The organism is Vibrio sp. HA2012, assembly GCF_002812955.1.
GTDB lineage: Bacteria > Pseudomonadota > Gammaproteobacteria > Enterobacterales > Vibrionaceae > Vibrio.
On sequence record NZ_PFXK01000007.1, the window covers coordinates 74,725 to 90,084 of the forward strand.

A 15,360-nucleotide genomic window follows, 5' to 3' on the forward strand; every position below is an offset into this window, starting at 1 on the left:
AGCAACTGAACGTTTTTCTTTAGAAATCAAAGCGCCTTATGCCTATGAACGACACCCCAGTCGGCCAGAATGGCATAGGCCGCCGGCACCATAAACAGCACCAGCAGTGTGGATGCGAAGATACCGAACACGATAGCAATCACCAGTGGCTGAATAACCTGCGCCTGCAAGCTGGTTTCTGCCAGCAGAGGCAACAACCCCATTGCAGTTGTCATCGAGGTCAGAAATACCGCCCGGAAACGCTCACGGCTCGCTTTCACTACCGAGTCATGCACGCTGTCTCCTTCATCAACATGATGACGGATATACTGCACCAGCAGAATGGAATCGTTCACCACCACCCCGGCCAGAGAGACAAACCCCATAAGACTAGGCATACAGAGTGGATGAGCGAGTATAAAGTGCCCCCAGACTACCCCGATAAATGCCAGCGGAATAGCCAACATGACCACAAAAGGCTCCAGATAACTGCGGAACTGGAAACTGAGGATCACAAACACGCCAAACAATCCCAGAGCAAACCCTTTTATCATTGAGGAACCCGTATCAGCGGTGTCTTTGGTTTGCCCTTCAAAATCAAACCTCAGTCCGGGATAATGGCTCTGCAGCTGCGGAGCAACTTCGCTTTTGAAGCGGGCGATAATCTCAGAGGAACTGGCAACTCGGTTATCGACGTCGGCATAAACACTGACCGTACGCAGACCATCAATACGCTGAATACGGACATAATTACGCTGCATACTCAGTGAGGTCACCGCCGCCAGCGGCAACTGGCTCCCGTCCGGAAGCATAACCGGGAAATTAGCCAATGCCTGCAGATCTCCGGCCTGAGCCTTATCCAGCCGCACTTCGATATCGATATTCTCCGTACCCAGCTGAATCTGATCTGCGGTAGTGCCAAAGAAAGCTGCACGTAACTGCGCTGCAATCGTCTGACCATTAACCCCGAATGTCTCAGCGCCCGGCAGCAACTTCACCAATATTTCTTCTTTGCCCATGCGCATATCGTCCAGAACACCATGCACACCGGCTAAGGTATTCAGATAGTGCTGAATATCGACCGAGGCTGCCTTAAGTGGTTCCAGTGCATCGTGCTGCACCCGGATCTCAATATCCCTGCCGCCGGGGGTCATGGTCGGCTGCTTATACACCAGAGACACTGGTTCGGCCAGCTCACCGACATCCTTCCGCCAGGCATCGATAAAATCATCCAGAACCGTATTTCTTTCTTCAGCACCCAACAAATCAAGACGGACAGTGGCCAGATGCGGACCGGTTTCACTGGCATCTTTATTGGTATTAAACTGAGTGGTGATATGCTCAACCAGAGTCACTCCCCCTTCCACATCTTCTGTCCACTGCCGGTTTAAACGCTCAGCAGAAGCCACAACTTGCTGCACCACTTTTTCTGTCTGACTGAGAGACGATCCCGGCGGCAGAATAATCCGCGCTTCAGCCAGATCACCGTCCAACTCGGGAAATGGCACAAAACTCACCGCACCTCCGGCAATCAGGGATACAGAAAACAACAGCAGAGAAAGTATGCTGCCGAGAAAAGCGTAGCGGTACTGCACCACTTTCTCGACGGCGTTCACCAGTGTGGTATTGCGGAAATATTCGAACTTCTCCAGCAGAATGCGTTTAAAACGCACCGGTGGCTTATCCTGTGCACTTTTGTGCAACGAATGGGACAGGTGGTTCGGCAGAATAAGAAATGCTTCAACCAGACTGAGGGAAAGTACCAGGATCAACACCTGAGGTATCACCTTCAGCACTGCGCCCATCTGACCGCTGAGAAACATCAGGCTGCCGAAAATGCACACCGTGGTCAGAAAAGAGGAGATCACACCGGGCAGCACTTTATGCACACCTTTCAGCACAGCCTCATCCACTGTATATCCGCGATCGATGTGCGAACCGATCGACTCAGCAATCACAATGGCGTCATCCATCATAATACCGATGGCCATCAGCAGAGCCACCAGCGTCATGATATTGATGGAAAGCCCGACATTGGCCATCAGAAACAGGCCGCCAAGGAAAGCAACCGGCAGACCGGCAGCAACCCAGAAAGAGTAACGCAGACTGAAGAACAGCCACATGGTGGCAAACACCAGAATGATCCCCTGCCAGCCGTTACGCAGCATCATGGTCAGACGATCCCACAGCACCGAAGAAATATCGTTAGTCAGAGCCAGTGTCACGCCGTCTGGTGCTATAAGGCGCTGATCCTGTACAAACTGTTCAACCTGAGCCTTGATACGCAGCGCGTCATCCTCTTTATTTTTACTCACCTTCAGCAGTGCTGAGGGTTTGCCGTCAAACAGGATCTTCTGTTCATCCAGCTCAAAACGGTCGGTAATCGTGGCGATATCCCGCAGCCGGATCAGAGAACCGCTGGAGGATGAACCGACCACTATCGATGCCAGTTCCTGAGGCGTAATTTTTCTCTCATCAAAGCGGATAAGAAAGTTTTTCTCTGCCGTTTCAATGCTGCCGCTCGGCAACTTGATGTTCTGGCTGCCGATCTGAGTTGCAATGTCCCCGACACTCAACCCGAGCTGCCGTATCGCATGCGTATCCAGTTCTACCCGGTACTGGTGGTCGGAAAAGCCGCTGACTTCCACGAGGGAAACGTTATAGTCCAGTTTCAGCGTTCGTTTCAGTTGCTCCGCATAGGCTTTCAGCTCCGGCCAGCTGGTTTCGGCAGTAATCGCCACATCCACAACCGGCTCACTCCAGTCCAGCTCTTTCACCACCGGAGATTCAATCTCGTCGGGAAAATCGTTAATCGCATTAATCTGGGTCTGAATATCCACCAGCATCCGGCTGACATCCGCCTGCTCCGTCAACTTGACGATCAGACTGGCCGAGCCTTCCACAGCCTGACAGCGCAGCTCTTCAATATCCGACAAACCGTCAACCGCGTCTTCCATCCGGATACAGATACTCTCTTCGACTTCCTGTGGTGAAGCCCCCGGATAAATCACGCTGGCCTGAATATAAGGCGGGTCAAACTCGGGAAAGGTTTCCCGCTTAATCGTCGGCAGAGCCGTCAGACCGATCATCAGCATCGACAACATCAGCAGATTGGCCGCCGTTGGATGACGGGAAAAGAAACGAATCATAATGAAGCTCCTTCAGCCACCGCGGATCCAGTTGACGTTTTCAGCAGCATGCCTTCAATCGCCGGCAACAGATCATTCACGATCAACGCTTCTCCCTGAGTAAAATCACCCTCAACCACCACGGAATGCTCCCGGCGGAAGACGACACTGACCGGGCGGATCTGCAGACGATTATCTGCCCCTTTGATATAGACCTTATCTCCGTGCAGAGCCCGCTCCGGGATTACCCAGCAAGGGTTCGCCTGTCCTTCGATCCGAGCCTGAACAAACATACCGTTCACCAGCAACGGAGATTCACCCGGTACAAAGCGGGCATAATCCTGATCCACTTCCAGTATCACCCCGACCGTTGCCTGATTCGGATCCACTGTTTCACTCAAACGCGCAACACGCGCCGGCCAGAAGGTATGCAGACTGCCGCTTTTCAGCTCAATCACCGCACTGATGGCCGCCATATCCGGCTGTGGTATGCCCCCCGCACTACGCGGAATTTCCGGCAGACTGGCCGCTATGGTCTGCATATCATGAATGGAAAACTGCGCTTCAACTTCCATGGTACGGATGCCATGTGCAACAACCAGAGTCTGCTGCAGGTTAACAACCTGATTATCTTCAATATCGACCTGAGCAATACGCATCGTCTGCGGCAGACGGACAGAGGTTTTCTCCAGAGAACGTCTGGCTTCGGCCACCTGAGATTCACTGACATGGATCTGAGCCTGAGCCACCTGACGCTCGCTGGGATAAAGAGACAGCTGGTTGTTCAGTTCCAACACGACTTTCTGCTGGGAGAGGTAGCTCTGCTCCTGCTGATCCAGCTCCGACTGAGAAGCCAGCCCTTTTGTTCTGAGATTCTGTTTACGTTCCAGTTCCTTTTTGCTGAGAGCCAGACGGTTTTGTTCGATCTTCAGGGTCTCGCGCAGATTCTGCTCTTCAAGGTTCAACCGGGCAAGCTGAGTCCGGTTAGAGCTCAGTTCTGATTCCACCTGAGCCAGTTTCAGTTCATAATCGAGCGGATCAATGCGCAGGATCTCTGTTCCGGCTTCCAGTACCCGGCCTTTTTCCAGTTCCGGATGACGGTAAACCAGCTTACCGGACACTTCCGCTATCGCTTTCCATTCCACTTTCGGTACTGCCTTACCGTACCCTATCACCCGGGGAGCCACCGCTTTCAGTGTCAGCGGTATGGTTTCCACCAGACGAGCCCGGTTTTCTGCTGGTTTAACCGGTAAGTCCGGGCGCATTTTTACAGCAATAATCAGCACCAGAACTCCCAGCGCCAGTATCGGAAAAAACAGGTACTTGCGATTAAATTTCATATTCTGCTCCATCGGAAAGCTCTGGCCGGATAAAACCGTGTGTTAATACTTCAAGGTTATGTTCCAGTAAGGCATTAAGAAAATCGCTGCTGCGTTCAATACCATGAAACTCGTACATCCCCAAAGGGGCTAGAAAAGGAAAGATCATCAGGCTCAGGAAACTTATCTTGCAGAAAAGCGGATTCATTTCAGGCCGGATCACTGTGCCCCAGATCCGGCCACTAAACAGAGCGTCCTGCAAAGGCGTCAGCATATCCAGCAACACTTTTTCCAGCAGTTGCCTCTGCGGAGCAGCAGGATCCATATGCATGGTCTGAAAGATCAGTCTGGGAAACATCGGAGCAGAAGACATGGTCTGATAATAAGCCCGCATAATATCTTTCAGCTCTTTCTGGTTACCTTCCGCCACAAACTGACTGACCTGTTTTTTGACCGGCTCTATCGTATCCCGCACCATCGCCTCAAATAGCCCAGCTTTATTGCCAAAGTAGTAACGGATCATAGCGACATTGACATCAGCCCGATCCGCCAGCATTCGGGTGGAAACCTTATCGTATGGGAGTGCAGTAAACAGCCCCCTTGCAGCGGTAATCAGATTATCCCGTGCCTGCAGCTTTTCAGACGGGCGACCTGCCCGGCGGGATTCATCCTGTTTATGGTTGTCAGGCATACTATTCACTCACAATTAATCAGATGATTAATTATAGAAACAGATCTCCGGCAAATGATACTGATTAAATTCAACACAATTTAATCAAATGATTAATTAAATCATACTGAGCCAGGCTCCAGATCCAGAAATGGAGGTATGCCAGTCGGTGCTCAATCGCTACCTAATAGCCCGGAATCTAAAACTGACGACTTAACACGACAAAGAAAATGTTTAAAAACTCAACATAAGGCTTGACGCATACCGATGAGTGCGGTACTAATTTGTGTAACCAAATTGTGGATGAATAAAATGACATTACGTTTTTCAGTGCTCCTAAACCTCCTCCTTATCGTGAATCAGTCGCGCGGGTAGGTTGTGGACGAAAAACACCACAAAGAATTCATACAAACCCGCACACAGATGCGGGTTTTTTTATAGCTAAAATATTAACAGACACAACACCGACAGACAGGAAAAGGAAGCAGACATGAACGATCGAGTGATAATATTTGACACGACTTTGCGGGACGGAGAGCAGGCACTGTCCGCCAGCCTGACAGTGAAAGAAAAGCTACAGATCGCTTATGCGCTTGAACGACTGGGTGTTGACGTAATTGAAGCGGGTTTCCCGGTTTCTTCCCCGGGTGATTTCGAATCGGTACAGACCATCGCCAAAAACATCAAAAACAGCCGTATCTGCGCCCTTTCCCGGGCCGTGGCCAAAGATATTGATGTCGCAGCCGAATCTCTGAAAGTGGCTGAAGCCTTCCGTATCCATACCTTTATCTCTACCTCTACCATCCATGTGCAGGACAAGCTGCGCCGCGATTACAATGATGTGGTTGACATGGGCGTTCAGGCCGTCAAACGGGCGCGTAACTATACCGATGACGTTGAGTTTTCCTGTGAAGATGCAGGCCGCACCCCTATCGATAACCTGTGCCGCATGGTTGAAGCCGCGATTGATGCAGGTGCCACAACGGTAAACATCCCGGATACTGTCGGCTACACCATACCAAGTGAGTTCGGCGCTATTATCGAACAGCTGTTTAACCGCGTACCGAACATCGACAAAGCTGTTATCTCCGTTCACTGTCATGATGATCTGGGGATGTCCGTCGCGAACTCTATCGCTGCGGTTCAGGCGGGTGCTCGTCAGGTAGAAGGGACGATTAACGGTATCGGTGAACGTGCCGGTAACTGTGCACTGGAAGAAGTGGCGATGATCATCAAAACCCGTGAAGAGTTTATGGGAGTGCACACTGGTCTGAAACATGATGAGATCCACCGTACCAGTAAGATGGTCAGCCAACTGTGCAATATGCCGATTCAGAGCAACAAGGCGATTGTCGGTGCCAATGCCTTCAGCCACTCTTCCGGTATCCATCAGGACGGTATGCTGAAGAATAAGAATACTTACGAAATCATGACTCCGGAATCCATCGGCCTGCAGAATCAGGCGCTGAATCTGACCAGCCGCTCTGGCCGTGCCGCCGTGAAAAGCCATATGGATCGCATGGGATACAATGAAAATGAGTACGATCTGGATACCCTGTACGAAGACTTTTTAAAACTGGCCGACCGCAAAGGCCAGGTATTCGATTACGATCTGGAATCTCTGATGTTCTTTGCCAACCTGCGCGATGAAGACGATTATTACAAACTGAACTATATGAGTTCTCAGTCTGGCAGCGTAATGGCAACAACCAGCATCCGCCTGCAGTGCGGCGAAGAAGAAAAATGCGAAGCGGCTGTGGGTAATGGCCCGGTAGACGCGCTATATCAATGTATTTACCGTTTAACCGGTTACGATATTGTGCTGGATAAGTTTGACCTGACCGCAAAAGGCGAAGGTGAAGACGGTCTGGGTCAGGCGGATATCATCGCCAACTACAAAGGTCGTAAGTATCACGGTACTGGTGTTTCCACCGATATTATCGAGGCATCTGGTCAGGCTCTGCTGCATGTTATCAACAGCATCCATCGCGCCGATCAGATCGAAGTGATCAAACAGAAAAAGATTGAAACCGTATAAGGTTCATAATTAACAACAGCAAACACAACACGTTTTAAGGAATAAAACCAATGGCAGGCAAGACATATAAAATCGCCGTTTTACCGGGTGATGGCATCGGACCAGAAGTCATGCAGCAGGCACAGAAGGTGCTGAATGCAATCGAAAAGAAACACGCTATCACTTTCTCCCGCGAAGAACATGATGTTGGAGGGATCGCGATTGATAACCACGGCTGTCCGTTACCGGAAAGTACAGTAAAAGCCTGTGAAGCTGCCGATGCGGTATTATTCGGCTCTGTCGGCGGCCCTAAGTGGGAACATCTGCCGGCCGATGAACAGCCGGAGCGCGGAGCACTGCTGCCACTGCGTAAACACTTCCAGCTGTTCTGCAACCTGCGTCCGGGTCAGATCCATAAAGGTCTGGAAGCCTTCTCCCCGCTACGTGCCGATATCTCAGGTAAAGGCTTTGATATTGTGGTTGTACGTGAACTGACCGGTGGTATCTACTTCGGCCAGCCAAAGGGTCGTGAAGGTGAAGGCGCCAATGAAAAAGCCTACGACACCGAAGTCTACTACCGCTATGAAATCGAACGTATTGCTAAAATTGCCTTTGAATCAGCCCGCCTGCGCCGTAAAAAAGTCTGCTCTATCGACAAAGCCAACGTGCTGCAAAGCTCTATCCTGTGGCGTGAAGTCGTGGAAGAGATCGCGAAAGATTACCCGGATGTGGAACTGTCACATATGTATATCGATAACGCGACCATGCAGTTGGTTAAAAATCCGGCTCAGTTCGATATTATGCTGTGTTCCAATATTTTCGGCGATATCATTTCCGACGAATGTGCCATGATCACCGGCTCAATGGGTATGCTGCCTTCAGCCAGTCTGAACGAAAGTAAATTCGGTCTGTATGAACCGGCAGGTGGCTCGGCTCCGGATATTGCCGGTAAAAATATCGCCAACCCTGTGGCTCAGATCCTGTCGGCTGCACTGATGCTGCGCTACAGTCTGGGTGAAGAAGAAGCGGCTCAGGATATCGAAACTGCGGTAAGTAAAGCTCTGGCAGCCGGTGAACTGACCGCCGATCTTTCCGGTGACAAACCAGCTCTTTCCACCTCGGAAATGGGCGATAAGATCGCAGCGTATATTCTGGAATAAGAAAGAAAGGAAGCAACAAGCAATGTCTAAAACATTATACGAAAAGATATATGACGCTCATGTGGCCGTTGCAGCAGAGGGCGAAAACCCGATTTTGTATATCGACCGCCATCTGGTGCACGAAGTCACGTCACCACAGGCGTTTGACGGTCTGCGGGAAAAAGGCCGCAAGGTACGCCAGTTAGGTAAAACCTTTGCTACTATGGATCACAACGTATCCACCACCACTAAAGATATCAATGCTTCCGGCGAGATGGCGCGTATCCAGATGGAAACCCTGTCGAAGAATTGTGAAGAGTTTGGTGTCACCCTGTACGATATCAACCACAAATATCAGGGTATCGTACACGTAATGGGGCCTGAGCTGGGTATTACCCTGCCGGGCATGACCATTGTATGTGGCGACTCCCACACCGCTACTCACGGTGCATTCGGTTCGCTGGCATTCGGTATCGGTACTTCAGAAGTTGAGCACGTACTGGCGACTCAGACCCTGAAACAGGCTCGTGCCAAGACCATGAAGATCGAAGTAAAAGGCAAAGTAGCCGAAGGCATTACGGCCAAAGATATCGTGCTGGCGATCATCGGTAAAACCACCTCAGCTGGCGGTACCGGCTATGTGGTCGAATTCTGTGGTGAAGCGATCACCGATCTGAGCATGGAAGGCCGGATGACAGTATGTAATATGGCGATTGAGATGGGAGCAAAAGCCGGTCTTATCGCTCCGGATCAGACCACGTTCGATTACATCAAAGGCCGTGAGTTTGCCCCTAAAGGCGCTGACTGGGATGCCGCCGTATCCTACTGGTCTACGCTGAAAACAGATGCGGATGCTGAATTTGACGCCGTGGTCACTCTGCAAGCGGCTGATATCCGACCACAGGTTACCTGGGGAACCAATCCGGGTCAGGTTATCGCAGTTGATGAACCGATTCCGGCTCCGGAAAGTTTCGCCGATCCGGTAGAAAAAGCCTCGGCAGAAAAAGCACTGGCCTATATGGGACTGGAAGCGGGTAAAGCCCTGTCTGACTATCCGGTCGATAAAGTATTTATCGGTTCCTGCACCAACTCACGTATCGAAGATATGCGCGCTGCCGCAGCAGTTGCCAAAGGCAAACAGGTTGCCGCTAACGTTCAGGCACTTGTGGTTCCGGGTTCTGAGCAGGTAAAAGCACAGGCGGAAGCCGAAGGTCTGGATAAGATCTTTATCGCTGCCGGTTTTGAATGGCGTCTGCCGGGCTGCTCTATGTGTCTGGCGATGAACAATGACCGTCTGGGGCCTCAGGAGCGTTGCGCTTCAACCAGTAACCGTAACTTTGAAGGCCGTCAGGGTCGTGACGGACGGACACATCTGGTCAGCCCGGCCATGGCCGCAGCGGCGGCTGTCGCCGGTCACTTTGTTGATATCCGCACTGTTGAAACACAAGACGTATAAGGAGCGTAGCATGTCAGGTTTTAAACAACACACAGGTCTGGTCGTGCCTCTGGATGCCGCAAACGTCGATACAGATGCCATTATTCCAAAGCAGTTTCTGCAAAAGGTGAACCGCATTGGCTTCGGTAAACACCTGTTCCATGACTGGCGTTTTCTGGACGATGCCGGTGAGCAGCCCAATCCAGATTTCGTCATGAATGCACCACGCTATCAGGGCGCAAGCATCCTGCTGGCTCGGGAAAACTTCGGTTGCGGTTCTTCTCGTGAGCATGCCCCATGGGCGCTGGCGGATTATGGTATCCGGGTAATGATTGCACCAAGCTTCGCTGATATCTTCTACGGTAATTCCATCAACAACCAGATGGTACCGGTACGTCTGACAGAAGCGGAAGTGGATGAAATTTTCCGGTTTGTACAGGCGAACGAAGGCGCAGAAGTCACGGTTGATCTGGAAGCCATGCTAGTCACCGCGAACGGTAAAACGTACTCATTTGAGATCGATACCTTCCGCCGTCACTGCCTGCTGAACGGCCTGGATAATATCGGCCTGACCCTGCAGCACGAAGATAAAATCGCTGAATACGAAGCCAGTATTCCTTCGTTTATGGCGTAATACTCCCCCCCGATATCCCCGCGCCGCAGTGCGGGGATATCTACCTGACTTGCCCCCCGCCTTTCCCTGCATAAAAATCCGTGAAAAAATTCAAATTCCTGATTGACTTTTTTGCTCCAAATCCGTTCAATATACGGGCTTTTTTTAGCAGAAGAGGAGCATTGCCCAGGCAGGTGTTTTGTGGAGCCACAACTCCGGTACATGACACTCAGGGGGAGCAATGCCGAGATATATATTCAGTGATGGTGAATATGTATCGGTCGTACAGGCTGAATCCTGTCGACTGTCATCAGGTCTTTCCTGATGAAGAGCTTCTGAGGTCCGCATCCTGTCTAAGTGCATCCCCTCTGCTCTGAGAAATATCTCTTCCATACGAAACAATCTGTTTCTACTACACTATTTATTTGGAATATCCTGTCTGTCAGGACACCATGGGGAGAAAATGCCGTGAGCGCATTCAATGTAGCAAAATTTGGTGGTACCAGCGTCGCCAACTTCGAAGCCATGAGCCGTTGTGCCGCCATTATCGAAAACAATCCGGACACTAAGCTTGTTGTCAGCAGTGCCTGCTCCGGCGTAACCAATATTCTGGTTGAGCTGGCTAACGGCGTGCAGGAAGAAGCCCGCAGAATCGAACTGATGGAACAGCTGAAAGCAATTCACTTTTCGGTTATCGATCAATTGAACGAACAGGAAGCCACCAGAGCCGCTGTTGAATCACTGCTGAAAAGCGTAGCATCTGCGGCTGAAGCGGCCTCTTTCCAGAGCAGTGATAAGCTAACCGACCATATTGTTGCTTACGGCGAACGTATGTCTACCCATCTGCTGACCCAGATTATGCATGAGCGGGGCATGAATGTTGTGCGTTTCAATATCCGCCAGATTATGCGTACCGACAGTAACTATGGTAAAGCAGAAGCTCAATTGGAAGAGATTGCTGCGCTGGCACAGGAAAAACTGATTCCTCTTTGCCAGAAGCACGTTGTAGTGACTCAGGGCTTTATCGGAGCCGATGCAGAAGGCAACATCACCACCTTTGGCCGTGGCGGCAGCGATTACAGTGCAGCCCTGATTGCAGAAGCGGTGAAAGCCTCGGGACTGGAGATCTGGACTGACGTACCGGGCATCTATACGACGGATCCGCGGATTGCCGATCACGCAGCGCCGATTCCGGAAATCAGCTTTAGCGAAGCGTCTGAAATGGCTAACTTTGGTGCGAAGATCCTGCATCCGTCTACTCTGGTTCCGGCACTGCGTCACCGTATCCCTGTGTTTGTCGGTTCCTCCAAAGAGCCGGAAAAAGGCGGTACCTGGATTCGCCAGCAGGTTGAAAGCAAGCCTCTGTTCCGTGCCATTGCCCTGCGCCGCAATCAGACGATGGTTACCCTGCACAGCCCGAACATGTTCCACGCTTACGGCTTCCTCGCGGAAGTCTTTCAGATTCTGGCAAAACATCAGATCTCCGTTGATCTGATCACCACATCAGAGGTCAGTGTCGCTCTGACACTGGACAAAACCAATACCGCAGGCGGGGCTCCGGAACTTCCGGCAGAAGCCAGAGCCGAGCTGGAAGAACTGTGTAAGGTGGATGTGGAATACAACCAGAGCGTGATTGCCCTGATCGGAAACAAGATGAGCGGCAGTAAAGGTTACGCCAAAAAAGTATTCAGCACACTGGAGAACTTCAACCTGCGTATGATCTGCTACGGTGCCAGCCAGCACAACCTGTGCTTCCTGCTGCATGAGTCCGTTGCCACAGAAGCCGTCCAGAAACTGCACGCAGAGCTGTTTGAAGGCTAAAGCAGACATCTCCTGGCAACACAAAAAATAAAGCCCGCCGGGTAATAGGCGGGCTTTATTATTGTTATAATACAGAGTTATATGCTGTCGTTTACAGGTCCGTAAGGCTTTACCGACACTGAATACTTACCGGCGCTTAGTGTGAGCAGCCACAGCCGCCGTGACCGCCACCGCAGCAGCCACTCTCTTCACCGTGACCATCACAGTCATCATCATCGTGACTGCAGCCACAGCCGCCTTCCTGATGGATATGACCGTGTTCGATCTCTTCTTCAGTGGCTGCGCGGATGCCAACCACTTCAACATCAAAAGAAAGAGCCTGACCAGCCAGCATATGGTTACCGTCAACCACCACTTCATCACCATCCACTTCGGTGATTTCAACCGCAATCGGTCCCTGATCCGTATCCGCCATAAAGCGCATACCGACTTCAATACTGTCTACACCCTGAAAGACATCAGCAGGTACACGCTGTACCAGTGCGTCATTGTATTCACCATATGCTTCTTCCGCAGCAATAGTGACGGAGAATTTATCGCCCACGCCTTTGCCTTCCAGCACTTTTTCCAGACCCGGGATCAGGTTGTCATAACCGTGAAGATAATCAATAGGAGCTTCCGCTGTTGATTCGTCCACTACTACGCCATCTTCCAGTTGTACCTTATAGGCAAGACTGGCTACTAAATTCTTTTCAATTTTCATACTTTCTCCAGAGAAACATGGGCTCTAAGATCGTTTGATCTGTATACACCTCCCATTATGGGGGTGATTTTATCAAACACAATCATTGATTGTTAAAAATGCCTTTTCGCAACCGGATTACTCCCAGTAACCCGGAGAGTGATGATCGCTCTCCATCTCCAGATTGAATATCTCTTCCAACTCTTTACGCGCTTCTTTTGCCCGCAGAACCGGCTCATTGCTACTGCTGTGCTGCGATAACAGTTCAGCCAGCATACTGTTATCCAGATGAGCAAAATAATCAGCCGCCCTTTGTGCCTGATAAGGATGCATCCCGAGTTCCACCAGTAACTGACGTCCGAGATCCAGCGCACCGGAGAAAGTCTCCCGCGAATAGTTTCTGACACCGGAATTCAGCAACTGATACGCTTCAACCCGGCTTCGTGCACGAGCCAATATACGGATATGCGGAAAATGTTGCTGACACAAAGCCACAATCTCCATCACCGCATCCGGATTATTGGTGCAGATGACAATCGCTTCGGCTTTATCCGCACCGGCTGCCCGCAACAAATCCAGTTGTGTCGCATTGCCGTAAAACACCTGATAGCCGTATTTTCTCAACAGCTGTATCTGACTGGGATCACTCTCCAGTACAGTGATATTCACTTTATTGGCGTACATCAGCCGCCCGACAACCTGACCGAAACGACCAAACCCGGCAATGATCACCCGTGGGTTATGATCTTCGATATCAGAGGCGACCTCTTCCTGTGCAGACGCATTAATCGTACTGCTAAACCAGCGGTTCTGAACCAGCAGGATCAACGGTGTGGTGACCATAGATAAACTGACCACCACCAGAAGAAACGAACTCAGCTCAGGTTGCAGAAGATTTTCTCCCTGTGCTGCCGTAAACAACACAAAAGCAAATTCTCCCCCCTGACTCAGGATAGCCGCCATTTTACTGCGGGCTTTTGCTTTAGTGCCGAACAGACGCGCCAACAGATACAGCAGTAGTCCTTTAACCAGCACCAGTCCGGCCACAGCCAGCAGAATGCTTACCGGTTCCAGAATCAAAAGCCCCAGATCAACCTCCATGCCGACAGCAATAAAGAACAATCCCAGCAGTAGCCCTTTAAAAGGCTCGATGGCGATCTCCAGTTCATGCTGAAACTCACTTTCCGCCAGCAACACACCAGCCAGAAATGTCCCCAATGCCATAGAAAGCCCGATCTTCTGCATGATGACAGCAATACCGATCACCAACAGCAGAGAGGCGATGGTAAACAGCTCCCGAACCCCACTCAGTACCACATAGCGAAACAGCGGCCGCAACAGGAAATGGCCGCCAACCAGAAAACCCACCATAGAGGCCAGCGTCCATAATGCGCTCTGCCAGTCACCACCACCATTTCCGGCCAGCAGGGGTAACAATGCCAGCATAGGGATCACAGCAATATCCTGAAACAGCAGTACGGCAAACCCCGACTGACCAGCCTCCGTTCTTTCCAGACGCTGCTCTTCAATAACCCGCAGAGCTATCGCTGTTGATGACAGAGCCAGCCCCATACCCACGGTCAGACTGCTCTGCCAGCTAATCCCGCTGAGATTACACAACCCCGCCAGAACCAGAGTGGTAATCACAACCTGAGCACCACCCAGCCCCAGGATCGGCCGGCGCATCTGCCACAACTTGGCCGGATTCAGCTCCAGTCCGATAAGAAACAGCAGTAGCACTACACCAAATTCAGCAAAATGCAGTACTGCCTCGACATCATCAATCAGGCCAATTCCCCATGGCCCTATCACCACACCGGCCAATAAATATCCCAGTACCGATCCCAGTCCCAGTTTCTGAGCAATCGGTACGGCAATAACCGCAGCAGAAAGAAAAACCACGCCGTTGTGTAACAGATCACTGCCCGCTGCCATCATGCACCTCCTCTTCTGCGAATGGGTTCTGCAGCCATTGCCGGTACTGAATCGCGTGCTTTCTGCGTTCCTCAGCAGAAACATGTCTTGCCCAGTACAGCACCAGAGGATCCAGCCAGTGCATCTGACACAGAGCCGCGGTTAATTCAAAAGGCTGGAGTATTTCCTGCAGCGGATACCGGTTATAACCAGACGCGCCAAATGCTTTTTCTGCCCCTCCGGCGGTAATCACGCTGCGCCAGTATTTTCCCCGCAGTGCATGGCCTTTACCAAAGGCAAACCCTTTACCTAATACTCTGTCCAGCCACTCTTTCAGCAAGGCCGGACAAGAATACATATACAGAGGATGCTGAAAGACAATGATATCGTGAGCCAGCAGCAGCTCATGCTCCCGCTTTACGTTGATAAAAAAATCGGGGTAATGCGCGTACAGATCATGAAAGGTCACATTAGGGAGATCCCTGACCTGCTTCAGTAACGCTTTATTGGCTACCGAAGCATCCGGATCAGGATGGACATAAATCAGCAGGATACCGGGCTGAGCGCTTCCGGTAAAAGACGGTTTGTTTTCTTGCATAGTCCACTCCCTGTCTGGCTTTACTGTCTGTCAATGGCAGTCGTT

11 protein-coding genes and 1 riboswitch are annotated in these 15,360 nt (G+C 51.0%); of the genes, 5 read left to right on the plus strand and 6 right to left on the minus strand.

Annotated elements, in window-relative coordinates:
* Window positions 1-26: 26 nt before the first annotated feature.
* From CSW98_RS13400 to CSW98_RS13410, 3 genes are read right to left on the minus strand one after another with little or no spacing between them, the layout of a single operon-like run.
* Window positions 27-3,128, minus strand: coding sequence for an efflux RND transporter permease subunit (locus CSW98_RS13400; protein ID WP_100800984.1), 3,102 nt, complete (start codon window positions 3,126-3,128; stop codon window positions 27-29).
* Window positions 3,125-4,447: an efflux RND transporter periplasmic adaptor subunit gene (locus CSW98_RS13405; RefSeq protein WP_100800985.1), complete on the minus strand. Its 1,323-nt coding sequence runs from the start codon at window positions 4,445-4,447 to the stop codon at window positions 3,125-3,127. Before CSW98_RS13405 ends, CSW98_RS13400 begins: the two co-directional genes overlap by 4 nt.
* Window positions 4,437-5,117 (minus strand): TetR/AcrR family transcriptional regulator, encoded by a 681-nt coding sequence (locus tag CSW98_RS13410; RefSeq protein WP_100800986.1) that lies wholly within the window; start codon window positions 5,115-5,117, stop codon window positions 4,437-4,439. Before CSW98_RS13410 ends, CSW98_RS13405 begins: the two co-directional genes overlap by 11 nt.
* Window positions 5,118-5,586: 469 nt before the next feature.
* On the opposite strand from CSW98_RS13410, the gene leuA reads away from it, so the two are divergent.
* The 5 genes from leuA to lysC all read left to right on the plus strand — a co-directional run bounded on the left by leuA (window position 5,587) and on the right by lysC (window position 12,121).
* Window positions 5,587-7,134: a 2-isopropylmalate synthase gene (gene leuA / locus CSW98_RS13415; RefSeq protein ID WP_100800987.1), complete on the plus strand. Its 1,548-nt coding sequence runs from the start codon at window positions 5,587-5,589 to the stop codon at window positions 7,132-7,134.
* 50 nt (window positions 7,135-7,184) lie between these two features.
* A complete protein-coding gene (leuB, locus tag CSW98_RS13420) occupies window positions 7,185-8,273 on the plus strand; it encodes a 3-isopropylmalate dehydrogenase (RefSeq protein ID WP_100800988.1) in 1,089 nt (362 codons plus the stop codon).
* 22 nt (window positions 8,274-8,295) lie between these two features.
* Window positions 8,296-9,708 carry a 3-isopropylmalate dehydratase large subunit gene (leuC, locus tag CSW98_RS13425; protein ID WP_100800989.1) on the plus strand — a complete coding sequence of 471 codons (1,413 nt, stop codon included), beginning with the start codon at window positions 8,296-8,298 and terminating at the stop codon, window positions 9,706-9,708.
* A 10-nt stretch (window positions 9,709-9,718) separates the two neighbouring features.
* Entirely contained in the window at window positions 9,719-10,321 is a 603-nt protein-coding gene (gene leuD, locus CSW98_RS13430) for a 3-isopropylmalate dehydratase small subunit (protein WP_100800990.1), read from the plus strand.
* Window positions 10,322-10,464: 143 nt separating this feature from the next.
* A riboswitch (Lysine riboswitch) is annotated at window positions 10,465-10,643 on the plus strand.
* 125 nt (window positions 10,644-10,768) lie between these two features.
* Window positions 10,769-12,121 carry a lysine-sensitive aspartokinase 3 gene (gene lysC, locus CSW98_RS13435; RefSeq protein WP_100800991.1) on the plus strand — a complete coding sequence of 451 codons (1,353 nt, stop codon included), beginning with the start codon at window positions 10,769-10,771 and terminating at the stop codon, window positions 12,119-12,121.
* A gap of 136 nt (window positions 12,122-12,257) precedes the next feature.
* On the opposite strand, the gene slyD is transcribed toward lysC, so the two are convergent.
* The 3 genes from slyD to kefG form a co-directional block, all read right to left on the minus strand.
* A complete protein-coding gene (gene slyD / locus CSW98_RS13440; protein ID WP_100800992.1) occupies window positions 12,258-12,824 on the minus strand; it encodes a peptidylprolyl isomerase in 567 nt (188 codons plus the stop codon).
* Between the two features lie 117 nt (window positions 12,825-12,941).
* Window positions 12,942-14,738 (minus strand): glutathione-regulated potassium-efflux system protein KefB, encoded by a 1,797-nt coding sequence (kefB, locus tag CSW98_RS13445; protein WP_100800993.1) that lies wholly within the window; start codon window positions 14,736-14,738, stop codon window positions 12,942-12,944.
* Window positions 14,722-15,315: a glutathione-regulated potassium-efflux system ancillary protein KefG gene (gene kefG, locus CSW98_RS13450; protein ID WP_100800994.1), complete on the minus strand. Its 594-nt coding sequence runs from the start codon at window positions 15,313-15,315 to the stop codon at window positions 14,722-14,724. Before kefG ends, kefB begins: the two co-directional genes overlap by 17 nt.
* Window positions 15,316-15,360 lie beyond the last annotated feature (45 nt).

Excerpts from the sequence above, each read along its gene's own strand:
- leuC (WP_100800989.1), top strand. The coding sequence starts at position 8,296 with ATGTCTAAAACATTATACGAAAAGATATATGACGCTCATGTGGCCGTT.
- slyD (WP_100800992.1), bottom strand. The coding sequence starts at position 12,824 with ATGAAAATTGAAAAGAATTTAGTAGCCAGTCTTGCCTATAAGGTACAA.
- leuA (WP_100800987.1), top strand. The coding sequence starts at position 5,587 with ATGAACGATCGAGTGATAATATTTGACACGACTTTGCGGGACGGAGAG.
- kefB (WP_100800993.1), bottom strand. The coding sequence starts at position 14,738 with ATGGCAGCGGGCAGTGATCTGTTACACAACGGCGTGGTTTTTCTTTCT.
- CSW98_RS13410 (WP_100800986.1), bottom strand. The coding sequence starts at position 5,117 with ATGCCTGACAACCATAAACAGGATGAATCCCGCCGGGCAGGTCGCCCG.
- leuD (WP_100800990.1), top strand. The coding sequence starts at position 9,719 with ATGTCAGGTTTTAAACAACACACAGGTCTGGTCGTGCCTCTGGATGCC.
- CSW98_RS13405 (WP_100800985.1), bottom strand. The coding sequence starts at position 4,447 with ATGAAATTTAATCGCAAGTACCTGTTTTTTCCGATACTGGCGCTGGGA.
- leuB (WP_100800988.1), top strand. The coding sequence starts at position 7,185 with ATGGCAGGCAAGACATATAAAATCGCCGTTTTACCGGGTGATGGCATC.
- CSW98_RS13400 (WP_100800984.1), bottom strand. The coding sequence starts at position 3,128 with ATGATTCGTTTCTTTTCCCGTCATCCAACGGCGGCCAATCTGCTGATG.
- kefG (WP_100800994.1), bottom strand. The coding sequence starts at position 15,315 with ATGCAAGAAAACAAACCGTCTTTTACCGGAAGCGCTCAGCCCGGTATC.